The following is a 21,137-nucleotide window of genomic DNA, read 5'->3' on the forward strand; positions in this document are numbered from 1 at the left end:
AATACTGTTATGGGGCATCTTAACGATATTTTTACAACATCTCAGGAACGCGTGAGCAGGCCGAAAAAACGAAAAAACCCGCCGTTTCCAGCGGGTTTTTCCTCAATCAGGGCAATCCCCAATTATTCGACGATGGCAGCGACGATGCCTGCACCGACGGTGCGGCCGCCTTCGCGGATCGCGAAGCGAAGCTTTTCTTCCATCGCGATCGGAACGATCAGCTCGACGTCAACCGTGACGTTGTCGCCCGGCATGACCATTTCCGTGCCTTCCGGAAGCGTCACGATGCCCGTCACGTCCGTCGTGCGGAAGTAGAACTGCGGACGGTAGTTCGTGAAGAACGGCGTATGACGGCCGCCTTCTTCCTTCGTCAGGATGTAGGCTTCTGCCTTGAACTTCTTGTGCGGCTTCACAGAGCCCGGCTTGCACAGGATCTGGCCACGCTCGACGCCGTCACGGTTCACACCGCGAACCAGTGCACCGATGTTGTCGCCGGCCTGACCCTGGTCGAGCAGCTTGCGGAACATTTCAACGCCGGTAACCGTCGTCTTCGACGTCGGACGGATGCCGACGATCTCGACTTCTTCACCGACCTTGATGATGCCACGCTCGACGCGGCCCGTCACAACCGTACCACGGCCGGAGATCGAGAACACGTCTTCGATCGGCATCAGGAACGGCTGGTCGATCGGACGCTCGGGCGTCGGGATGTAGGCGTCAACCTGAGCCATCAGCTCGCGGATCGCGTCTTCACCGATCTTCTTGTCGGAATCTTCAAGGGCAGCAAGCGCCGAACCCTTGACGACCGGGATGTCGTCGCCCGGGAAGTCGTAGGACGACAGAAGTTCGCGAACTTCAAGCTCGACGAGCTCCAGGAGTTCTGCGTCGTCAACCTGGTCGACCTTGTTGAGGAAGACAACGATCGCCGGAACGCCAACCTGGCGGGCGAGCAGGATGTGCTCGCGCGTCTGCGGCATCGGGCCGTCAGCGGCAGAGCAGACCAGGATCGCGCCGTCCATCTGCGCGGCACCCGTGATCATGTTCTTCACATAGTCGGCGTGGCCGGGGCAGTCGACGTGCGCATAGTGACGGTTGGCCGTCTCATACTCGACGTGGGCCGTCGAAATCGTGATGCCGCGCGCCTTTTCTTCCGGTGCCGCGTCGATCTGGTCATACGCCTTGAACTCACCGAAGTACTTCGTGATCGCTGCCGTCAGAGACGTCTTGCCGTGGTCAACGTGGCCGATCGTGCCGATGTTGACGTGCGGCTTGTTGCGCTCAAACTTACTCTTTGCCATTTGAATGCTTCCTGTGGACGTAAATGGGTGACCCCGGCGAACCGGTTTAGTGCCGCCGTTTAAGGCTTTCGGCGAAATTGCGCAAGACTTAATTGCAGACGCCATTCTTGGCGTGTCGGCGCATATGGGAGATAATTCGCAACCAGCAAGGCGATTCGCCGGCGCCCTCCCCAAAACATTTGAAATCCCTGACAAAATCGACGGCCGGGGCGGGCCTGTATCTCAGGCGACTTCTGATTTCGGAAAGGCTGGCGAAAGCATCGCCCGATAGCGGCGACACAAAACTCCCCGGCCCCGAACGCAAGGCGTCACGGCCAGTCTTTGATTGCGGCGATGGAAAGATGGAGCGGGTAGCGGGAATCGAACCCGCGTATTCAGCTTGGAAGGCTGCTGCTCTACCATTGAGCTATACCCGCGGGGCTGGTCCGATCCAATGACGAATGGTGGAGAGAGTTGGATTTGAACCAACGTAGGCTGAGCCAACGGATTTACAGTCCGTCCCCTTTAACCACTCGGGCATCTCTCCAGTTTTTCGTCCGGATCGTGAAGACCAAGTTCGTCAGACTTTGAAGCGTTGCCGCCCCGTCGTCTGCGCCGCGTATATGACCGGACGATTTCAGTCTGTCAACACGATGACAATGGAAAAGACAGGAAAAATTTCATCGCCTGTTGAAAGCCGGCACATGAAAGAAGGCCTATGCGGCAACAGACGCCATCGTTATAAAGCCGCATGAGCAAAGATAACAAATCCGGCGGGAAGCCCGCCACCGACAAGTCCGCAAAGGACACGCATTACGCAACGCTGAGGCGGGCGCATCGCGACGCCAAGCGCGAACGCGGCGAGATCCCGACGCCCGCACCACAAAAGCGCAAACGTGGCGCGGACGACTGGAAACCGCCGGCGCTCGCGCCCGACCAGGTCTTCCTTTACGGCCTTCACACGGTTCGCGCCGCGCTTGAAAATCCCGAGCGCAGGAACGTCAGGCTGTCGGTGACGCAGAACGCACTGGCACGGCTGGAAATCGACGCGGAAGCGATCGGCATTCCCGTCGACATGGTTTCTCCCCACGATATCGACAGGGTGCTCGGCCCCGAAGCGATCCATCAGGGCGTGATGCTGGAAACCCGGCCCCTGCCCGTCCGGCGGCTGGAAGCACTGAAGGACAGTCCGCTGCTTCTCGTGCTCGATCAGGTGACGGATCCGCACAATGTCGGCGCCATCATGCGCTCGGCCGTCGCCTTCAACGCGGGCGCCGTCATCACCACCCAGAGACACAGCCCGACCGAATCGGGCGTGCTTGCCAAATCGGCCTCCGGCGCGCTCGAACTCATTCCTTATATACAGATCACCAATCTTTCGGACGCGCTCGGCGAATTGCACAAGCTCGGCTTCTTCACGATCGGCCTCGATTCGGAAGGACCGGCTGCACTCGAAGGCACGTTCTCGGGCGGCAGGATCGCGCTGGTGCTCGGCTCCGAAGGCAAGGGCCTGCGGCAGAAGACGCGAGAGACGGTAAGCGCGCTTGCCCGGCTCGACATGCCCGGCGCCATCAAGTCGCTGAACGTATCGAATGCCGCGGCAATTGCCCTTTATGCGGCAAGGCTGCACCTGAAGGCATAGGTTCACACCCGGCGGATCACCCTTGATCTGCCTCGCAATGAGGGAAGGATCGCGGTTGAACACCCGCCCCCATAGTCCATATTGGGCCTTGGAAAGGGCGGGCCGGTCGTTAAGATCGGCACCGCATTTTACCCTCGGGGCACCGGTAAAAAGGAAATCCGCATCATGGCATTTCGACCGCTGATCTTCGGCGTACTCTTCATTGCGGTCCTCGTCATGGTCATCTTGAGCATCATCTGGGTGGACAGGTCACACCCGATCCGCCAGCCCGATCCGCTGGCACCCTCGACAACGCCATCGAATCCACCGCCTTCCGCGCAATAGCGGACCCGGTAAAGCCGTCGGACGTTTAATCCCCGCAGACAAACAGGGAAGAATGTCCATGCGCCTGATGATTGCCGTCGTTGCCGTGATGATTGCCTCGGTGCTCAGCATCGCGATGATGTCGCCGTCGGGTGCGGGGCAGACCGGCAACGGCGAGAAGATCGAATCGAGCGTGAACGAGCCCGCGCAGAAGTGAGCGCCGGACGCGTCACCGCACACAAAGCGGACATGGCCGAAACAGCAGCCAAGCAAAAATCCCGCCGCAAGCTCGAAGCCTTGCGACGGGATTTGCCGGATATGGAGCGTGGCTTGCTCGGCGGTCAGCTCCGGTAGAGCCAATAGGGTCCGCCGTGGTGGCGGCGCCAATAGTGGCGCTCGCGCCACGGGTTCCAGCGGCGTTCATAACCCCAGACCGGGCGCCAGTGACGGCGTTCTCGCCAATGGCGGCGCTCGCGCCAGTCACGGCGATCACCCCAATCGCGATCACCCCGATCGCGGTCGCCCCAATCCCGATCGCCACCGCGAACCTGGATGAGATCGCCCTGTTGCGAGACTGCCGGACGCTCGAGAGGGATGGCCGCAGCCGGGGCTACGGCGGAGAACAAAGTACCGGCCGAAAGGGCGGCTGCTAGGAGAAGGCTGGAGATCCTCATGGCTCACTTCCTCGTTTCTGATGAAGCGAGAATGATCCGGAGCCCCTGAATTGCCGCTGAATCGACCCTTCAGTCTCCGTTCATCTAATGGAGTGACCTGGAAAACTGGTGCCCCCGGCAGGGTTCGAACCCGCGACCCCCTGATTACAAATCAGGTGCTCTACCAACTGAGCTACAAGGGCAATGGCTGCGAAGTAGCAGATTCTGATCTTTTGTAAAGAAAATTTGCCCCTTCCGGGAGCCCGGCGAACCTATCCACAGCAGGCTGCCGGCCAATGTTCCGGCCCGGAAAAGCCTGCCGGACTTAATATGGACGTGTTCGCCATCACAATCACGGGTGATTTACGGTGGGCTCACGATCGGCCGAACTTCGGCCCGCAGCGCAAAACGTCTTGTCGCACAAGCCCTTTATCCTTTAGCTAGAGCAGCATAACAAAGGGCATTGCATGGGCCGTTCATTCCAGACGCTTTCATTTATCGCCTCGCCGACCACGGAAGCACTTGCCGCGCGCGACGAATTGATTCGCCTTTACGGCGATGTGCCCGCAAACGAGGCCGATGTCATCGTCGCGCTCGGCGGCGACGGCTTCATGCTCCAGACCCTGCACAGCACCATGAACAGCGGCAAGCTCGTCTACGGCATGAATTGCGGCTCGGTCGGCTTCCTGATGAACGATTACAGGACCACGGACCTGCACGACCGCATCTGTGCCGCCGTCGAGAATGCCTTTCACCCGCTGAAGATGACGACAACCAACGCCGACGGCAGCAGTTCCTCGGCGCTCGCCATCAACGAGGTCTATCTTTTCCGGCAATCCTATCAGGCGGCGAAGCTCAGGGTGGAAATCGACGGGCGCGTGCGGCTGGAGGAACTGATCTGCGACGGTCTGATGGTGGCGACGCCTGCGGGTTCGACCGCCTACAATCTATCGGCCCACGGCCCCATCCTGCCGCTTGACGCGCCCCTGCTCGCCATGACGCCGGTCAGCGCCTTCCGGCCGCGGCGCTGGCGCGGGGCGCTGCTTCCGAACCGGGTGACGGTCGATATCCATATATTGGAACCGGAAAAACGGCCGGTAAACGCGGTTGCCGACAATACGGAGATCAAATCCGTGCTGCATGTGCGCATCGCCCAGTCGGAGGACATGACCGCACGCATCCTTTCCGATCCCGACCGCTCATGGTCGGACCGGATTCTGGCAGAACAATTCGAGGACTGAGATGACGGCGATGCGGCAGGCAATTATCACGATGCTCCTGGCTTCGGGTTGGGCGATCGCCGCCGAGGCGCAGACCGTCCACGACGATATCCTGCCGGCCGCGGTCATTTTTGCGACCAGCACAGGCTATTGGGAAGACGACGGCAATTTGCTGCCGGTCGAGCGCGCCCCGACGACCACGCAAAGCGTCAGCAACCAGGATATGGGCCGAGCCGACGCCGAGACCCGGCAACGCCACGGCTATTACAAGCTCTTCGCCGTGCGCCAGCCCGACAAGACTTCCAAGGTCTTTCTGCAGCAGATCGCCCAGAATGACGCCGGGCCTGCCGTCGTCTCGACGGTGGAACTGCAGGAAATCAGCGATCTTAAGCCCTATGTCACCGACATCCGGCCCGAAAATTCGAGCGGCTTCATCAAGGAACCGGGCCTTTTCGCCACGGTCTATCTGAAGACCGATCCAGCCGCCGAGCCCGACGGCTGGACGGTGCTGATCGATGAGTTCGGGGACATTACGGTGGAGAAGGCGACAAACTGAGCGCCACTGATCTCTGACCGTGCCGGATGCGGATCGCCCCCCTCGCCGTCCTCCTGAAACGAAAAAAGCCCCGTTTCCGGGGCTTCATCTCGACGCTCTCCTTGCCGCTCAATCGACGTCGTCGACGACGGCATCGGCTGCGCCGCTGATGCGGTGCGCGAGGGCCGCTTCCATGAACGGGTTCAAGTCGCCATCGAGCACGTCATCGGGAGCGGTGCTCGCAACACCGGTCCGCAGGTCCTTCACGAGCTGGTAGGGCTGCAGGACGTATGAGCGGATCTGGTGGCCCCAGCCGATATCCGTCTTGGACGCGGCTTCGGCATTGGCAGCTTCCTCGCGCTTTTTCAGCTCGGCTTCGTACATGCGGGCACGCAGCATTTCCCACGCCTTGGCGCGGTTCTTGTGCTGCGAGCGTTCCTGCTGGCAGGCCACGACGATACCGGTCGGAATGTGGGTGATGCGCACGGCCGAGTCCGTCGTGTTGACGTGCTGGCCGCCGGCGCCCGACGAGCGGTAGGTGTCGATGCGGCAATCGCTTTCGTTGATCTCGATGTTGATCGAATCGTCAACGACCGGATAGACCCAGATCGACGAGAAGGACGTATGGCGGCGCGCGTTGCTGTCATAGGGCGAGATGCGCACGAGGCGATGCACGCCCGATTCCGTCTTCAGCCAGCCATAGGCATTGTGGCCCTTGACCAGCAAGGTCGCGGACTTGATGCCGGCTTCTTCGCCGTCATGCACTTCCATGAGCTCGACCTTGAAGCGCTGGCGCTCGGCCCAGCGGGTGTACATGCGCAGAAGCATGTTCGCCCAGTCCTGGCTTTCCGTGCCGCCGGCGCCGGAATGAATTTCCAGATAGGTGTCGTTGCCGTCGGCCTCGCCCGAGAGCATGGCCTCGACCTGCCGGCGCGCAGCCTCGGCCTGCAGGCCCTTCAGCGCATCTTCGGCTTCCTTGACGATGCTCTCGTCGCCCTCTTCCTCGCCGAGTTCGACAAGCTCGATATTGTCGGAAAGCTGCTGCTCCAGCGCCCTGACGCCATTGATTCCGTCATCGAGCTGCTGGCGCTCGCGCATCAGTTTCTGCGCTTCCTGCGCATCGTTCCAGAGGCTGGGATCCTCTGCCTTGTTGTTCAACCAGTCCAGTCGTCTTATCGCCTGATCCCAGTCAAAGATGCCTCCTCAGCAGGGTGATAGCCTGCTTGGTTTCATCGACTACGTTCTGGATTTCCGCTCGCATTTTCCTGCTTCTTTGCTTCGGTATTCTGTAAGGCTGGTGACATAGAGAGGCCCGCCGCGGATGTAAAGAGCCGCGGCGGGCGCAAAGGACATCGGTTCCCGTCAGAACAGGCCGGGCGTGTTGGTCTGCACCGCCTGGTTTGCCTGCGGCGATGTGCGCAGGATTTCTTCCGGCGCCATCGTGCCGTCCATGCCGATGACGGAGAAGCTGTCGGCCGGGCCGGTGCCCGGCTTGAAGGCCTCGATGATGGTGCCCGGCTCGCCGTCGACAGCAGCCATGCCGGTCTTGCGGTTGATCGCGATCATGTTCATGCCGGCCGGGACGACGAATTTGGATTCCGGCATGTCCTTGACGGCAGCCTGCATGAATTCGTTGAAGATCGGCGCCGAGAGAACGCCGCCCGTGCCGCCGCGGCCGAGCGGGGCCGGCGTGTCGAAGCCCAGGTAGAGACCGGCCACCAGATCCGGCGTGAAGCCGACGAACCAGGCGTCCTTCTCGTCGTTGGTCGTGCCGGTCTTGCCGGCAACGTCGCGGCCGCCGAGATCGATCTTGCCGGCAGCCGTGCCGCGCTGGATGACACCCTGCATCATCGAGGTGATCTGGTAGGAGGTCATCGGATCGAGAACCTGTTCGCGGTTGTCGACGATGTTGGGTTCTTCCTGGTTCTGCCAGTCACCGGCATTGCAGCCTTCGCAGAGACGCTCCTCATGCTTGAAGATCGTCTTGCCGTAACGGTCCTGGATGCGGTCGATCAGCGTCGGCTTGATCTGCTTGCCGCCATTGGCGATGACCGAATAGGCCGAAACCATGCGCAGCACCGTCGTTTCGCCCGAGCCGAGCGACATGGCGAGCAGCGGCGGCATCTTGTCGTAAATGCCGAAGCGCTCTGCATATTCGGCGACGATATTCATGCCGAGGTCGTTGGCGAGGCGCACCGTCATCAGGTTGCGCGAATTCTCGATGCCGGAGCGCAGCGTCGAGGGGCCACCGACTTCGCCGCCGTAGTTTTCCGGCTTCCAGACCTGACCGCCCGAAACGATCTCGATCGGCGCATCCATGATGACCGAGGCCGGCGTATAGCCGTTGTCCATGGCGGCGGCGTAGACGAAGGGCTTGAAGGAGGAGCCCGGCTGGCGCATGGCCTGCGTGGCGCGGTTGAATTCCGACTGGGCATAGGAGAAGCCGCCGACCATGGCGAGAACGCGGCCGGTCTTCGGGTCCATGGCGACGAGGCCGCCCTGCACCTTCGGCGGCTGGCGCAGGCGGTAGGAGGTGGAACCGTCACCGCCGAGGCGTTCGACGTAAACGACATCGCCCGCCGAGACGACGCCAACCGGCGACTTCGTCGTCTTGCGGTCGCCGGTGGCGGAGCGGAACGCCCATTGCATGTCCTTGGCCGCAATCGAGCCGCGCTCGCGCTCGGTCGAAACCTTGCCGCCTCCGTCCTTCGACGGCTGGAGGCCGATATCGACGCCGTCGTTGGAAACGGCGAGCACGACCGCCAGTCGCCATTCCGGCACGTCGGAGAGAGCGGGTATTTCGGCAAGCGCCGGACCCCAGTCGCCGGACGTGCTGATCTGCTTGATCGGCCCGTGGAAACCACGGCGTTCGTCGTAATTGGTCAGGCCATCCTGCAGCGCCTTGCGCGCATAGAGCTGCAGCTGCGGATCGAGCGAGGTGCGCACCGAAAGACCGCCTTCGTAAAGCGACTTCTCGCCATACTGATCGATGAGCTGGCGACGGACAGCCTCGGCGAAATAATCGGAGGCAAACAGAGAGGGGCCGCTGTTGCGGGCGGTGACGCCGAGCGGCTGCTTCTTGGCATCCTCACCGTCGCTCTGGCTCACGTAGCCGTTCTCGACCATGCGGTCGATCACCCAGTTGCGGCGTTCAAGCGCGGCATCCGGATGGCGGAAGGGATGGTAGTTGGCCGGGCCTTTCGGCAGCGATGCGAGATAGGCGGATTCGGCGATCGTCAGTTCCGTGACCGACTTGTTGAAATAGGTGAGCGCGGCGCTGCCGATGCCGTAGGAATTCAGGCCGAAGAAGATCTCGTTGAGATAAAGTTCGAGGATCTTGTCCTTGCTGTAGGCCTGCTCGATGCGGAAGGAGAGGATCGCTTCCTTGATCTTGCGGTCGATCGTCTGGTCCGAGGTCAGGAGAAAGTTCTTGGCGACCTGCTGGGTGATCGTCGATGCGCCGACCGGGCGGCGGCCGGAACCGAAATTCTGGAGGTTGACGAGGATGGCGCGGCCAAGGCCGGTCAGGTCGACGCCCGGATGGTTGTAGAAATTCTTGTCTTCGGCCGACAGGAAGGCGGCCTTCACGCGGTCGGGGATGGCCTGGATCGGCAGGAAGAGGCGCTTTTCCTTGGCATATTCGGCCATGAGCGCACCATTGCCGGCGTGAACGCGGGTCGTGACCGGCGGCGCATAGCTGTTGAGCACGGCGTAATCAGGAAGATCCTTCGCGACATTGGCAATGTAGACGGCAACAACCGCCGCAGCGCCCAGGAACAGGACACATGCTATCCCGAAGAAATATCCAAGAAGTCTAACCATATTTTCAGCTACCGGTATTTCTAATCATTAGATCGGCGCAGCCGCACAATCGCACAGATCATGTCTCATTGCACGTTGCGCGGCTTACTCCATGCGCGTTGGCGCCACAAGCCGATTTCGTCTCGCTCACCCGAAACATATAGACCGGAGTAACGGCGCGAATGTGAGCAAAATAGGGCTCGTCCCGCCACTTTCCCCTTCCCCATTGCCGGGAGGCCCGGTTTCGCGCCCGGTGTCACTTCCGGGCAACGCCCGGGGCTGGACGCCAAATCTAGCCACCATTGGCCATCAGGCTCGCACGGTAACGCTTGACCGCATCGGTCAGGAGATCGGCCATCTTCAAACGCCAGGCATCGTCGAGCAGCAGCTTTTCATCCTCGACATTGGAGAGGAAGCCGAGTTCAAGCAGGATCGAGGGGACATCCGGCGCCTGCAAAACGCGGAAGCCGGCGTGACGGTGGGGATTGTTGATCGTGCCGACCTGATCCTTGAACGAGGCGAGCACGCTTTCGGCAAGCGAGATCGAGAAGGCCTGCGTCTCGCGCCGCGTCAGGTCGAGAAGGATATCGGCGACCTCGGGCGGCTCGGCGACCGTTTCCTTGCCGGCGATCTGGTCCGACAGGTTTTCGCGCTCGGCAAGGTCGGCTGCGAGCTTGTCCGAGGCCCTGTCGGAAATCGTATAGACGGTCGCGCCGCGAATATCCTTCTGCTTCAGCGTATCGGCATGCAGGGAAATGAAGAGGCCCGCATGGTTCTGTCGGGCGATCAGCACACGCTGCGACAGCGACAGGAACTCGTCGTCGTCCCGCGTCAGGAAGGCCTTGATGCCCGGCTCCTTGTTCAGGCGATCGGCAAGCGCCCTGGCGAAGGAAAGCGTCACCTGCTTTTCCTCGGTCTTCGTATCGACGCCGATGGCGCCTGTGTCGATGCCGCCGTGGCCGGCATCGACGGCAATGACGAAATCTCCGGGCGCGGCCTTCTCCGGCTGGGGAATGGCGCTCGTCGTCTCGGCCGCATCGGCCTGATCGTTCCAGGACTGGGTCTTCACCAGTTCGGCGAACTTCTGCTTGTCGATCATCTCCGCATCGAGCACCAGCCGATGACCATTGCCGTTCTCATCCGACTGGACCTTGGCAAGGGCAAGCTGGACCGGGTGCGCCGCCGTCAGCACGATGCGGGCGCTGCCTTCGTCCATGGCGCCGTAGCGGATGTCCTTGAAGAGACCGCGCGCCTCAAGATCCTTGGCCGGGAAGCCGAAGGCGGTTGCCGGCAGGTCGACGACGATGCGCTCGGGATTGGCAATGTAATGGACGGAAAAACGGGGCTCGCGGTCGAAATCGATAACGATGCGGGTTCTGGCGTCGTCGCCGACGATACGTGCTCCATAGGCCAGCAGGGGATTGTTCGCACCGGCGGCGCCGGCCGGAACGGCGCAAAGCACCGCGAAGGCGAAAAGCCACGCCGCAAGACCCACATTTCGCCCTGCGGACAACTCCGCCGCGATCCGAAACCTCTTAAACAATAGCCCGCCACACCCTATTTATTTCTGCGATGGACCCTACACCGTACCCGCGGACGCCCGCTAGAGGCGAGCGCACACGCGCCGAGGCGCGAATCAGGATCGCTTATCCCCGAAAAGTTTATGCGATACGAAATCCATCAATATTATGGCACATTTGGCTTTTCCCTTGCTATTGTGACAGAGAAAACATACAACGAATTTTAGGGTAGAAGTGTTGACGGGATAGAGTCGCCGCGAGGCAGCCAGCCGGTCCCTGGACCTGGCGCCACAACCGGTAATCGTCCGCCGTCGAATGCATTTCCATCCAAGAACTGGATCCTGATCTTCCGGCTTCATGCTGGGATTTCATCGGTGGATCAGCCACCACGCTCTCAGGGAGCAAACTCATCGGACCCGAAACGGGTCTTCGTCATTGTCGATCACGCTTGGTTGTTGATGGTTTCGCAGCAGGTTTTATCTGAAGTGTACAGGCCCCGGAACGAAATGGTTCCGGCTGCGGTCTGGCTGCTGCCTTCCCCCTCTTGCCAATCGCGACTTTCATTATCCGGCGCGGCCACGGCGGACCGCATTCTTTCTGTGTCAACAGCAGTCGGGAATGCGCTCTCGCGGCCTCGCCGAGGAGCTCAGCTTACATGGCAGACAAAATGCTTATCGATGCGTCTCACGAGGAAGAGACGCGCGTCGTTGTCGTTCGCGGGAACCGCATAGAAGAATTTGACTTCGAGTCACAGCACAAGAAGCAAATCCGCGGCAACATCTATCTTGCAAAAGTAACGAGGGTCGAACCCTCGCTGCAGGCCGCCTTCGTTGACTACGGCGGCAACCGGCACGGCTTCCTGGCCTTCGCCGAAATCCATCCCGACTATTACCAGATTCCGCTTGCCGACCGTCAGGCCCTGCTTCGCGCCGAGGCCGAAGAGCATCGCCGCGACGAAGATGTCGAGCATGTCGAGACCGCCCCGCTCGTCGATCTCTCCACGCAGGACCAGCCCGATATCGGCATCGTGCCGGTGGAGCAGCCCGAGGCAGCCGCAGAAGAAGCCGTTGCCGCCGAAGCAGCAGCTGCGCCCGCGCAAGAGGAAGCCCCTGCCGCTGAAGAGGCGCCGGCCAAGAAGCCCCGCGCCCGCCGCAGCCGCAAGAAGGCAGCCGAGCCGGTCGCCGAAGAGGCAACCGCAGCGGAAGCATCGGTCGTCGACAACGACGACGAGGGCTCGACCGGCGGCGAGATGGCCGCAATGGTCGAAACGGACTCCATTTCCGAGGATGTCGACGTTTCCAAGCGCCGTCAGGACGACGACGATGACGACGACCATGACGACCACGGCGAAGAGGAAGTCATCGAATCCGTCGGTGCCGAAGATGCGATGGAAGAGGTTCCGGACCGCGTGCAGCGCAAGCCGCGCAAGCAGTACCGTATCCAGGAAGTCATCAAGCGCCGCCAGATCCTGCTGGTGCAGGTCGCCAAGGAAGAGCGCGGCAACAAGGGTGCTGCTCTGACCACCTATCTCTCGCTTGCCGGCCGCTATTCGGTTCTGATGCCGAACACGGCGCGCGGCGGCGGCATTTCCCGCAAGATCACCAACCCGCAGGACCGCAAGCGGCTGAAGGAAATCGCCCGCATGCTCGAGGTGCCGCAGGGCATGGGCGTGATCCTGCGCACGGCCGGCGCGAACCGCACCAAGGTCGAGGTCAAGCGCGATTTCGAATATCTGATGCGCCTGTGGGAGAACGTCCGCACGCTGACGCTCGCGTCCACCGCCCCCTGCCTCGTCTACGAGGAAGGCTCGCTCATCAAGCGCTCGATCCGCGACCTCTACAACAAGGATATCGGCGAGATCATCGTTGCCGGCGAGGAAGGCTATCGTGAAGCGAAAGACTTCATGAAGATGCTGATGCCGAGCCACGCCAAGGTGGTTCAGCCCTATCGCGACATCCACCCGATCTTCTCGCGCTCCGGCATCGAGGCACAGCTTGACCGCATGCTGCAGCCGCAGGTGACGCTGAAGTCCGGCGGCTACCTGATCATGAACCAGACGGAAGCGCTGGTTTCGATCGACGTCAACTCCGGCCGTTCGACCCGTGAACACTCGATCGAGGACACGGCTCTGCAGACGAACCTGGAAGCGGCGGAAGAAATCGCCCGGCAGCTGCGCCTGCGCGACCTTGCCGGCCTCATCGTCATCGACTTCATCGACATGGAAGAAAAGCGCAACAACCGCGCTGTCGAGAAGAAGCTGAAGGAATGCCTGAAGAACGACCGCGCCCGCATCCAGGTCGGCCGCATCTCGCATTTCGGCCTTCTGGAAATGTCGCGCCAGCGTATCCGCGCCTCGGTTCTGGAATCGACGACGCAGGTCTGCTCGCATTGCGGCGGCACCGGCCACGTGCGTTCGCAGTCCTCCGTCGCGCTGCATGTGCTGCGCGGTGTCGAGGAATATCTGCTGAAGAACACCACGCACAATATCACCGTACGCACGACGCCCGATATCGCGCTTTACCTGCTCAACCACAAGCGCCAGACGATCGTCGATTATGAAGCCCGTTTCGGCGTGGCGATCATCATCGATGCCGACGGTTCGGTCGGTGCGCAGCACTTCGCGATCGACCGCGGCGAGCCGGTCGAGAACCCGGTCAAGATCGAGAGCCTCTTCAACTTCGCAGCCATCCCCGACGACGATGACGACGATGTCGTGATCGAGCATGACGAGGAAGAAGACGAAGAACTGGACGAAAAGCCTGCCGCAGCCGAGCGCCCTGCCGCCCGCGCAGAGGGCGAAGGCGAAGGTGGCCGCAAGCGCAAGCGCCGTCGCCGCCGCCGTGGCCGCAACGGCAATGCCGAACAGCAGGTCGCCGCCGATTCCGTTTCCGACGCGGCCGACGATCACGATGAAGGCGAAGACGACGGCGGCGAAGGCGACAGCGATGCCGCCGAGGCTCCGGCCGAGGCCCGCGCCGACGGCGAGGATTCCCAGCGCCGCAAGCGCCGCCGTCGCGGCAAGCGCGGCGGCCGCCGCAACCGCGGAGAGGAAGGCGCCGAGGCGAACGCCGCTTCCGAGGGCGGCGATACTGACGAAGGCGAAGGCGACGACAGCGCAGCCGAGGAAAGCGCCGGGAGCGGCAGCGAAACCGAAGCAGTCGAAGTCGCGACGGTCGAAACCGTCGAGGCACAGCCTGCCATGGCGGCCATCGAAGGCAGCGAAAGCGTTGCCGAAGCGGTCAAGCCGGCTCGCGGCCGGGGCCGCCGCAAGGCCGCTGCCGCACCCTCGCCGGTCGAGGAACCGGTGATCGAAGCGCCGGCAGCCGAAGCCGAGCCGGAAGTGGCGGAAGCCTCCGCAGATCTTGCCACCCCCGCACAGGAAGAAGCGCCTGCTCAGGAAGAGGCAAAGCCGGTCCGCGCCAACCGCGGATCCAACATCTCGTCTTCCGAGCCGACCGTCACCTCGACCCGCGCCGAAAGCGCGGAAACCGAAGGTGAAGGCAAGCCGAAGAAGGCAGGCTGGTGGCAGCGCCGCGGCTTCTTCTGAAAGCTGATTTTCGGCGATAGGTAACATGATCCGGCTGCGGCGACGCGGCCGGATTTTTTTTGTGCCGTGGACAAGGCAAGTCGCGGCGAGAAGCGCAGGCAGCCCTGCGCGGCTTTGACGCCGGAACGAATGCGACTGCCCTCCTGCCGTCCGCAGGCGCGGCTGGAAAATCAGTGCCGTGGGCGCCTTGCACGACAATGGCTGCTTCCGGCTCCCCGGCCCATGGGAGCGGAACGGGTGTGGCCGATCAGCCTGATATTGCGAGAGGGACGGGGCGCGTCAGGCCCGCGGTGACGGCCGCTGGCACGCTGGCACAGATCTCATCGAGATCGTCCAGCGGCGCATCGCAGAACGCCGGTATTAGGCCGCCGGCGGATAGAGCAGATCGACGATGTAGCTTGCGTCGAAGCGGGAATCGAGCATGCCGTAGGTGGAACGCCAGCCGCCGGCAAGACGGGTCTCGATGAAGGCGTCGGCAATGCGCCCTGCCCCCAGCCGGTAGAGCTCGGCGGCACCGGCAACGAGCGCCAGCTGCTCGACGAGCAGGCGGGCAGCGCCCTCGTCCTGTTCGCAGAGCGCGATTGCGGCGCGCAGCACGTCGATCGTCTTCTTGCCGGCCGGGCCGAGATCGCGGGCAAAGCCTGCGAAAACCGTCTCGAACAGATCCTTGCCTCGGTTCAGCACGCGCAAGACATCGAGCGCCATGACATTGCCCGAACCTTCCCAGATCGCATTGACCGGGGCCTCGCGATAGTGGCGGGCGATCGGGCGTTCCTCAATGTAGCCGCTGCCGCCGATGCATTCCATCGCCTCGTAGATCAGCGCCGGGGCGATCTTGCAGCACCAGTATTTGGCGACCGGCGTCATGACACGGGCATAGGCGGCATCCTCGGCATTGCCGCGGGCCTTGTCGAAGGCGTCGGCCAGACGGAAGGAGAGAGCCGTGGCGGCTGCCACGTCGAGCGCCATGTCGGCGAGCACACGCGTCATGATCGGCTGGTTGACCAGCATCTTGCCGAAGACGCTGCGACCGCGCGTATGGTGCACGGCTTCGGCGAGCGAGGCGCGCATGATGCCGGAAGAGGCCAGGGCGCAGTCGAGCCGCGTCAGCGTCACCATGTCGAGAATGGTGCGGATGCCGGCATCGGGACCGCCGAGCAGGAAGCCGAACGTATCGGTGAACTCCACTTCCGACGACGCATTCGAACGGTTGCCGACCTTGTCCTTCAGGCGCTGGAACTGCAGGCCGTTGGCAGAGCCGTCTTCCAGCAGGCGCGGCACGAGGAAGCAGCCCATGCCCTCCTTGGTCTGCGCCAGCATGATGAAGGCATCGCTCATGGGTGCGGACATGAACCACTTGTGGCCGGACAGCCGGTAGATGCCCTCGCTCACCTTTTCGGCCGCGGTCGTGTTGGCACGCACATCCGTGCCGCCCTGTTTTTCCGTCATGCCCATGCCGATCGTCACGGCGGACTTCTGCATGGCCGGGCGATTGGAGGAGTCGTATTTGCGCGACAGGATCTTCGGCGCCCAGTCCTTCTGCACCGCCGGCGACGCCGATAGAGCGGCAACGGATGCGCTTGTCATCGTCAGCGGGCAAAGATGGCCGGATTCGAGCTGCGCCGTCAGATAGAAGCGGGCGGCGCGAATGTGGTGGGCCTGATCCTTGGCCTCGGTATCGGCCTGCGGATCCCAGACCGAGGAATGCAGGCCCGACGCCATGGAACGGCGCATCAGCGCGTGCCAGGCGGGGTGGAATTCGACGACATCGAGACGCTCGCCGCGCGGGCCGTGGGTGCGCAGCTGCGGCGTGCCCTGGTTTGCCATGCGCGCCAGTTCCTGCGCTTCCGGCGAGGTCACGAAGCGGCCCATGTTTTCCAGGTCGTCGCGGATGGCGCGCGGCAGCGCGGCGGTTAGATCGACGATCAGCGGATCGGATCGATAGGCGTTGATTCCCGACCAGAGGCTCGGCTGGTTGAGTTCGGCGAGTTTGTCTTCAGTCCGGTTTGCGGCGGTCATTGTTCGCTTCTATTTCATGAGCCCGGCAAAAGGAAACCGGAAGTTCGTGATTGGCAGAATTCTGCTCTACGGCGCCATGCGTCTTCTCAGACGCGCAAAAGACGCTGTAGCACCTTAAATTGCTGCATAATTCCATCCTTAATCGATTCCGATTTAAGGAATCATGCAGTAGCGGGATTCGACGGAAAATGCATGGGGAACATGGGCATCTGCATATAGCACGCGCTTGCCCCTTTCCCCCGCACTCTTTATAGACCCCGCGAAGACAATAAGAGGCAGGGTCATGGTCTTTTTCCCCCACCGCCACCTCATTGGCATCAAGGGCCTCACCGAGCAGGATATTACCTATCTTCTCGACAAGGCCGACGAAGCCGTCAAGATCAGCCGACAGAGAGAGAAGAAGACGTCGACCCTTCGGGGGCTGACGCAGATCAATCTCTTCTTCGAAGCCTCGACACGCACGCAATCCTCCTTCGAACTTGCCGGCAAGCGCCTTGGCGCCGATGTGATGAACATGTCGGTCGGCAACTCTTCGGTGAAGAAGGGCGAGACGCTGATCGATACGGCGATGACGCTGAACGCGATGCGGCCCGATGTCCTTATCATCCGCCACTCCAGCGCCGGTGCTGCGGCGCTTCTCGCCCAGAAGGTCTCCTGCTCCGTCGTCAATGCCGGCGACGGCCAGCACGAGCACCCGACACAGGCGCTGCTCGACGCGCTGACGATCCGCCGCGCCAAGGGGCGGCTGTCGCGCATCATCGTGGCGATCTGCGGCGACGTGCTGCATTCGCGCGTGGCGCGCTCCAATATCCTGCTTCTGAACGCGATGGGCGCCAGGGTCCGCGTCGTCGCTCCGGCGACGCTGCTGCCAGCCGGTATCGCCGAGATGGGCGTCGAGGTCTTCCATTCGATGAAGGAGGGCCTGAAGGATGCCGACGTGGTGATGATGCTGCGGCTGCAGCGCGAGCGCATGTCCGGCGCCTTCGTGCCTTCGGTGCGCGAATATTATCATTTCTACGGCCTCGATGCGGAAACGCTGAAAGCGGCGAAGGAGGATGCGCTCGTCATGCATCCGGGACCGATGAACCGTGGCGTGGAAATCGCCTCGGAAGTGGCCGATGGCCCGCAGAGCGTCATTGCCGAACAGGTGGAAATGGGGGTCGCGGTGCGCATGGCCGTCATGGAGGCCCTGCTCGTTTCCCAGAACCAGGGTCCGCGCACAGATGGAGCGGGCGCATGAGCAATCTCGTCCTCAAGAATGTCCGTATCGTCGACCCCTCGCGCAATCTCGATGAGGTCGGCACCATTATCGTCAAGGACGGCCTCATCGCTGCGGCCGGCAAGGATGCGCAGAACCAGGGCGTGCCGGAAGGCGCTGTCGTGCGCGACTGCACGGGCCTCGTCGCAACGCCTGGCCTCGTCGATGCCCGCGTCCATATCGGCGAACCGGGCGGCGAGCACCGCGAGACCATCGCTTCGGCAAGCCGGGCCGCGGCAGCGGGCGGCGTGACGTCGATCATCATGATGCCGGATACGCATCCCGTCATCGACGACATCGCGCTCGTCGAGTTCGTCAAGAAGACGGCGCGGGATACGGCTGTCGTCAACGTCTATCCGGCAGCGGCCATCACCAAGGGGCTCGCCGGCGAGGAGATGACGGAAATCGGCCTGCTGATGGAAGCCGGCGCCGTCGCCTTCACCGACGGACATTCCAGCATTTCCGATACGCAGGTGCTGCGCCGGGTGATGACCTACGCGCGCGAATTCGGCGCCGTCATTTCCTGCGCCACGCGTGACAGATATCTTGGCGCCAACGGCGTCATGCATGAGGGCCTGCTCGCGAGCTGGCTCGGCCTTTCGGGCATTCCGAAGGAAGCGGAGCTGATCCCGCTGGAACGCGACCTGCGCATCGCCCAGCTGACGTGCGGCAACTACCATGCGGCAATGATCTCGGTTCCGGAATCGGTCGAGGCGATCGAGCTTGCCCGCTCGCGCGGGGCGAAAGTCACCTGCGGCGTGTCGATCAACAATCTGGCGCTCAACGAGAACGATATCGGCGAGTACCGCACCTTCTTCAAGCTCTATCCGCCGCTGCGCTCCGAGGACGACCGGGTCGCGATGGTGGACGCGCTGGCCAGGGGAGCGATCGATATCATCGTTTCCTCGCACGACCCGCAGGATGTCGATACCAAGCGCCTGCCCTTCGGCGAAGCGGAGGATGGTGCCGTCGGGCTGGAAACCATGCTCGCGGCGGCCTTGCGGCTCCATCACAGCGGGCAGGTCAGCCTGATGCGGCTGATCGATGCGATGTCGACGCGCCCGGCGCAGATCTTCGGCCTCGACGCCGGCACGCTGAAGCCCGGCGCAAAGGCGGATATTGCCCTGATCGATCTCGAGGAGCCTTGGCTTGTCGCCAAGGACATGCTTCTCTCCCGCTCGAAGAACACGCCGTTCGAGGATGCGCGCTTCAGCGGCCGGGCTGTCGCGACCTATGTCGGGGGGCGGCTGGTTCACGCATTGCAGGGCTGAGGCCTGCCCTGCCCTTGCAGGCGGGCTCTCGGCAAAGGATTGGGGAACAAAATGATATCAGATCTTGTCACCTGGCAGATTACGCTGCCTCTGGCGCTTGCCGCCGCCGTCGTCGGTTACCTGCTCGGCTCCATCCCGTTCGGTCTCATCCTCACGCGCGCCGCCGGCCTTGGCGACGTTCGCAGCATCGGCTCCGGCAATATCGGCGCGACCAACGTGCTGCGCACGGGCAACAAGAAGCTTGCGGCGGCAACGCTGCTGCTCGACGCGCTGAAGGCTGCCGCGGCGGCCTGGATCATGGCCTATTTCGCCGGTGAGGAAGCGGGCATCATCGCCGGCTTCTTTGCCTTCATCGGCCATCTCTTCCCGGTCTGGATCGGCTTCAAGGGCGGCAAGGGCGTCGCCACCTATATCGGCACGCTTCTCGGCGTTGCGCCGCTCATGGTCCTGCTCTTTGCCGCCGTGTGGCTGGGGACGGCCTTCATCAGCCGCTACTCCTCGCTGTCGGCGCTGATTGCGATGCTTGTCATTCCGGTTGCATTATGGATATTGGGCGACGAAAAGGTTGCGGCGATCATGGCGATCATGACCGTCATCTCCTATTGGAAGCACAAGGCCAATATTTCCCGCCTGATGAACGGCACGGAAAGCAAGATCGGGGCTAAGGGGTAATGGACGCGCTCAGCGCAAGGCCAAAGGGAATTGCGCTCACCGACAAACAGAGGATCGCCTGGCTGCGGCTGATCCGTTCCGACAATGTCGGTCCCGCGACCTTTCGCGATCTCATCAACCATTTCGGCTCGGCGGAAGCCGCACTTGCCATGCTGCCGGACCTTTCGGCCCGCGGCGGCGCGACGCGCTCGATCCGCATCGCCACCGAAGCGGAGGCCCATCGCGAGCTCGAGGCGGCACAACGCTTCGGCGCCCGTTTCGTCGGCATCGGCGAGCCCGACTATCCGCAGGCGCTGCGCCAGATAGACGGCGCGCCGCCGCTGCTCGCGGTCAAGGGCGATCTTTCCGTGCTCAACAGGCCGGCGGTCGGCATCGTCGGTTCGCGCAACGCTTCCATCAGCGGCGCGAAATTCGCAGCGATGATTGCCCGGGACTGCGGCCGGGCCGGTTATGCCGTCGTGTCTGGCCTGGCCCGCGGCATCGACACGGCCGCCCACCGGGCGAGCCTTGATACCGGCACCATTGCCGCAATGGCCGGCGGGCTGGACCAGCCCTACCCGCCCGAAAATGTCGGCCTGCTGGAGCAGATATGGAATGGCAACGGGCTTGCCGTCAGCGAGATGCCTTTCGGCTGGGAGCCGCGCGCGCGTGACTTTCCCCGCCGCAACCGGCTGATTGCGGGCATCTCGCTCGGCGTTGCGATCGTGGAGGCGGCGGTTCGTTCCGGTTCGCTTATCACGGCGCGGATGGCCGGTGAATTCGGGCGGCTGGTCTTTGCGGTGCCAGGGTCGCCGCTCGACCCGCGCTGCCACGGCACGAACGGCCTTCTGAAAGAAGGAGCGACCATCGTCACGTCGCCCGAGGATATCGTGGAAGCGCTGGCGCCGCTCTCCCAGCCCGATCTCTTCTCGCCGCCTTCAGCCGAGGAACCGAAGCGCGAAGCCAGAATAGCGCTTCCGCCCGACGAAACGGATCGCGCGCTCGTCATCGATGCGCTCGGCCCGACGCCGGTGGAGGTCGACGACATCATCCGCCATACCGGTCTTGCGGCTTCCGCCGTCTATCTCGTCCTTCTGGAACTGGATATGGCCGGGCGGCTGCACCGCCATGCCGGCGGGCTCATCTCAATTTCCATGGCCGACTGAGCCGCCGGCGATGCGCAGCTGCAGATCTCCAGCTTCGACACAGGCCATCTCGATGAGGTAACACAGCATTTCCGCATTCTCGCGTTCAGCCACCTGGCGCAACTCGGCGAGCATCTGCCGGATGAAAGCGATGTTTTCAAGCGATGCCGAGCGATCGGCGTCTTTTCCTGCAACCTTGGGCGCCATAATTATCTCTGCGAAATCGGAGAGGGCTGCTTTGCCGCAGAGCCCGAACCACACTTCAAAAACGATAACGCAATCATCCTGAATTGCA

Annotated in this window: 17 protein-coding genes and 3 tRNA genes; 10 read left to right on the plus strand and 10 right to left on the minus strand. The window is 62.5% G+C overall.

Going from position 1 to position 21,137, the window contains the following annotated elements:
* Positions 1-122: 122 nt before the first annotated feature.
* The 3 genes from tuf to ACU8HS_RS01565 all read right to left on the minus strand — a co-directional run bounded on the left by tuf (position 123) and on the right by ACU8HS_RS01565 (position 1,824).
* Positions 123-1,298, minus strand: a complete 1,176-nt coding sequence (gene tuf / locus ACU8HS_RS01555; RefSeq protein WP_112706399.1) for an elongation factor Tu — start codon at positions 1,296-1,298, stop codon at positions 123-125.
* Between the two features lie 342 nt (positions 1,299-1,640).
* Positions 1,641-1,714, minus strand: a tRNA-Gly gene (locus ACU8HS_RS01560).
* 25 nt (positions 1,715-1,739) lie between these two features.
* Positions 1,740-1,824: transfer RNA gene (locus tag ACU8HS_RS01565), tRNA-Tyr, on the minus strand.
* A gap of 204 nt (positions 1,825-2,028) precedes the next feature.
* Between ACU8HS_RS01565 and rlmB the strand changes: the two genes are divergently transcribed.
* The 3 genes from rlmB to ACU8HS_RS01580 all read left to right on the plus strand — a co-directional run bounded on the left by rlmB (position 2,029) and on the right by ACU8HS_RS01580 (position 3,439).
* Entirely contained in the window at positions 2,029-2,919 is an 891-nt protein-coding gene (gene rlmB, locus ACU8HS_RS01570; protein WP_447015289.1) for a 23S rRNA (guanosine(2251)-2'-O)-methyltransferase RlmB, read from the plus strand.
* Between the two features lie 165 nt (positions 2,920-3,084).
* Positions 3,085-3,243, plus strand: a complete 159-nt coding sequence (locus ACU8HS_RS01575; protein WP_377310353.1) for a hypothetical protein — start codon at positions 3,085-3,087, stop codon at positions 3,241-3,243.
* A 58-nt stretch (positions 3,244-3,301) separates the two neighbouring features.
* Positions 3,302-3,439, plus strand: a complete 138-nt coding sequence (locus ACU8HS_RS01580) for a hypothetical protein (RefSeq protein WP_377310355.1) — start codon at positions 3,302-3,304, stop codon at positions 3,437-3,439.
* 124 nt (positions 3,440-3,563) lie between these two features.
* Here ACU8HS_RS01580 and ACU8HS_RS01585 read toward each other — a convergent pair whose 3' ends face one another.
* Together ACU8HS_RS01585 and ACU8HS_RS01590 are read right to left on the minus strand one after the other, a co-directional pair.
* Positions 3,564-3,896, minus strand: a complete 333-nt coding sequence (locus ACU8HS_RS01585; RefSeq protein WP_113412367.1) for a hypothetical protein — start codon at positions 3,894-3,896, stop codon at positions 3,564-3,566.
* A 106-nt stretch (positions 3,897-4,002) separates the two neighbouring features.
* Positions 4,003-4,078: transfer RNA gene (locus tag ACU8HS_RS01590), tRNA-Thr, on the minus strand.
* A 264-nt stretch (positions 4,079-4,342) separates the two neighbouring features.
* Here ACU8HS_RS01590 and ACU8HS_RS01595 point away from each other — a divergent pair.
* A complete protein-coding gene (locus ACU8HS_RS01595) occupies positions 4,343-5,116 on the plus strand; it encodes an NAD kinase (protein ID WP_112702972.1) in 774 nt (257 codons plus the stop codon).
* Position 5,117: 1 nt separating this feature from the next.
* Positions 5,118-5,651: a hypothetical protein gene (locus tag ACU8HS_RS01600; protein ID WP_113412378.1), complete on the plus strand. Its 534-nt coding sequence runs from the start codon at positions 5,118-5,120 to the stop codon at positions 5,649-5,651.
* Positions 5,652-5,759: 108 nt separating this feature from the next.
* On the opposite strand, the gene prfB is transcribed toward ACU8HS_RS01600, so the two are convergent.
* The 3 genes from prfB to ACU8HS_RS01615 all read right to left on the minus strand — a co-directional run bounded on the left by prfB (position 5,760) and on the right by ACU8HS_RS01615 (position 10,893).
* Positions 5,760-6,891 (minus strand): peptide chain release factor 2 gene (prfB, locus tag ACU8HS_RS01605; protein ID WP_162702886.1). Its coding sequence is split into 2 segments (ribosomal slippage): positions 5,760-6,821 and positions 6,823-6,891, totalling 1,131 coding nucleotides; the frame shifts between segments, so codons are not numbered across the junction.
* A 101-nt stretch (positions 6,892-6,992) separates the two neighbouring features.
* The gene (locus ACU8HS_RS01610) at positions 6,993-9,452 is read right to left on the minus strand and encodes a penicillin-binding protein 1A (RefSeq protein ID WP_112566384.1); all 2,460 of its coding nucleotides are present in this window, start codon (positions 9,450-9,452) and stop codon (positions 6,993-6,995) included.
* Between the two features lie 271 nt (positions 9,453-9,723).
* Positions 9,724-10,893, minus strand: coding sequence for an N-acetylmuramoyl-L-alanine amidase (locus ACU8HS_RS01615; RefSeq protein ID WP_447015938.1), 1,170 nt, complete (start codon positions 10,891-10,893; stop codon positions 9,724-9,726).
* A gap of 713 nt (positions 10,894-11,606) precedes the next feature.
* Between ACU8HS_RS01615 and ACU8HS_RS01620 the strand changes: the two genes are divergently transcribed.
* A complete protein-coding gene (locus ACU8HS_RS01620; RefSeq protein WP_447015290.1) occupies positions 11,607-14,498 on the plus strand; it encodes a ribonuclease E/G in 2,892 nt (963 codons plus the stop codon).
* A 360-nt stretch (positions 14,499-14,858) separates the two neighbouring features.
* On the opposite strand, the gene ACU8HS_RS01625 is transcribed toward ACU8HS_RS01620, so the two are convergent.
* Positions 14,859-16,517 (minus strand): acyl-CoA dehydrogenase family protein, encoded by a 1,659-nt coding sequence (locus ACU8HS_RS01625; protein WP_112566375.1) that lies wholly within the window; start codon positions 16,515-16,517, stop codon positions 14,859-14,861.
* 283 nt (positions 16,518-16,800) lie between these two features.
* Between ACU8HS_RS01625 and ACU8HS_RS01630 the strand changes: the two genes are divergently transcribed.
* From ACU8HS_RS01630 to dprA, 4 genes are read left to right on the plus strand one after another with little or no spacing between them, the layout of a single operon-like run.
* The gene (locus ACU8HS_RS01630) at positions 16,801-17,757 is read left to right on the plus strand and encodes an aspartate carbamoyltransferase catalytic subunit (RefSeq protein ID WP_112566373.1); all 957 of its coding nucleotides are present in this window, start codon (positions 16,801-16,803) and stop codon (positions 17,755-17,757) included.
* A complete protein-coding gene (locus tag ACU8HS_RS01635; RefSeq protein ID WP_447015291.1) occupies positions 17,754-19,046 on the plus strand; it encodes a dihydroorotase in 1,293 nt (430 codons plus the stop codon). Before ACU8HS_RS01630 ends, ACU8HS_RS01635 begins: the two co-directional genes overlap by 4 nt.
* A gap of 51 nt (positions 19,047-19,097) precedes the next feature.
* Positions 19,098-19,718: a glycerol-3-phosphate 1-O-acyltransferase PlsY gene (gene plsY, locus ACU8HS_RS01640; protein ID WP_112702966.1), complete on the plus strand. Its 621-nt coding sequence runs from the start codon at positions 19,098-19,100 to the stop codon at positions 19,716-19,718.
* The gene (gene dprA / locus ACU8HS_RS01645) at positions 19,718-20,863 is read left to right on the plus strand and encodes a DNA-processing protein DprA (RefSeq protein ID WP_447015292.1); all 1,146 of its coding nucleotides are present in this window, start codon (positions 19,718-19,720) and stop codon (positions 20,861-20,863) included. The genes plsY and dprA overlap by 1 nt, the downstream gene beginning before the upstream one ends.
* Here the strand turns inward: dprA and ACU8HS_RS01650 are convergent.
* Positions 20,843-21,049 carry a hypothetical protein gene (locus ACU8HS_RS01650; RefSeq protein ID WP_112566361.1) on the minus strand — a complete coding sequence of 69 codons (207 nt, stop codon included), beginning with the start codon at positions 21,047-21,049 and terminating at the stop codon, positions 20,843-20,845. The genes dprA and ACU8HS_RS01650 overlap by 21 nt on opposite strands.
* Positions 21,050-21,137 lie beyond the last annotated feature (88 nt).

Source organism: Rhizobium sp. KDH_Rht_773_N, assembly GCF_052946295.1.

Coding starts and splice junctions, on each gene's coding strand:
- ACU8HS_RS01600 (WP_113412378.1), top strand. CDS start 5,118: ATGACGGCGATGCGGCAGGCAATTATCACGATGCTCCTGGCTTCGGGT.
- ACU8HS_RS01575 (WP_377310353.1), top strand. CDS start 3,085: ATGGCATTTCGACCGCTGATCTTCGGCGTACTCTTCATTGCGGTCCTC.
- plsY (WP_112702966.1), top strand. CDS start 19,098: ATGATATCAGATCTTGTCACCTGGCAGATTACGCTGCCTCTGGCGCTT.
- ACU8HS_RS01580 (WP_377310355.1), top strand. CDS start 3,302: ATGCGCCTGATGATTGCCGTCGTTGCCGTGATGATTGCCTCGGTGCTC.
- dprA (WP_447015292.1), top strand. CDS start 19,718: ATGGACGCGCTCAGCGCAAGGCCAAAGGGAATTGCGCTCACCGACAAA.
- ACU8HS_RS01625 (WP_112566375.1), bottom strand. CDS start 16,517: ATGACCGCCGCAAACCGGACTGAAGACAAACTCGCCGAACTCAACCAG.
- ACU8HS_RS01595 (WP_112702972.1), top strand. CDS start 4,343: ATGGGCCGTTCATTCCAGACGCTTTCATTTATCGCCTCGCCGACCACG.
- ACU8HS_RS01650 (WP_112566361.1), bottom strand. CDS start 21,049: ATGGCGCCCAAGGTTGCAGGAAAAGACGCCGATCGCTCGGCATCGCTT.
- ACU8HS_RS01620 (WP_447015290.1), top strand. CDS start 11,607: ATGGCAGACAAAATGCTTATCGATGCGTCTCACGAGGAAGAGACGCGC.
- ACU8HS_RS01630 (WP_112566373.1), top strand. CDS start 16,801: ATGGTCTTTTTCCCCCACCGCCACCTCATTGGCATCAAGGGCCTCACC.
- tuf (WP_112706399.1), bottom strand. CDS start 1,298: ATGGCAAAGAGTAAGTTTGAGCGCAACAAGCCGCACGTCAACATCGGC.
- ACU8HS_RS01635 (WP_447015291.1), top strand. CDS start 17,754: ATGAGCAATCTCGTCCTCAAGAATGTCCGTATCGTCGACCCCTCGCGC.
- ACU8HS_RS01610 (WP_112566384.1), bottom strand. CDS start 9,452: ATGGTTAGACTTCTTGGATATTTCTTCGGGATAGCATGTGTCCTGTTC.
- rlmB (WP_447015289.1), top strand. CDS start 2,029: ATGAGCAAAGATAACAAATCCGGCGGGAAGCCCGCCACCGACAAGTCC.
- ACU8HS_RS01585 (WP_113412367.1), bottom strand. CDS start 3,896: ATGAGGATCTCCAGCCTTCTCCTAGCAGCCGCCCTTTCGGCCGGTACT.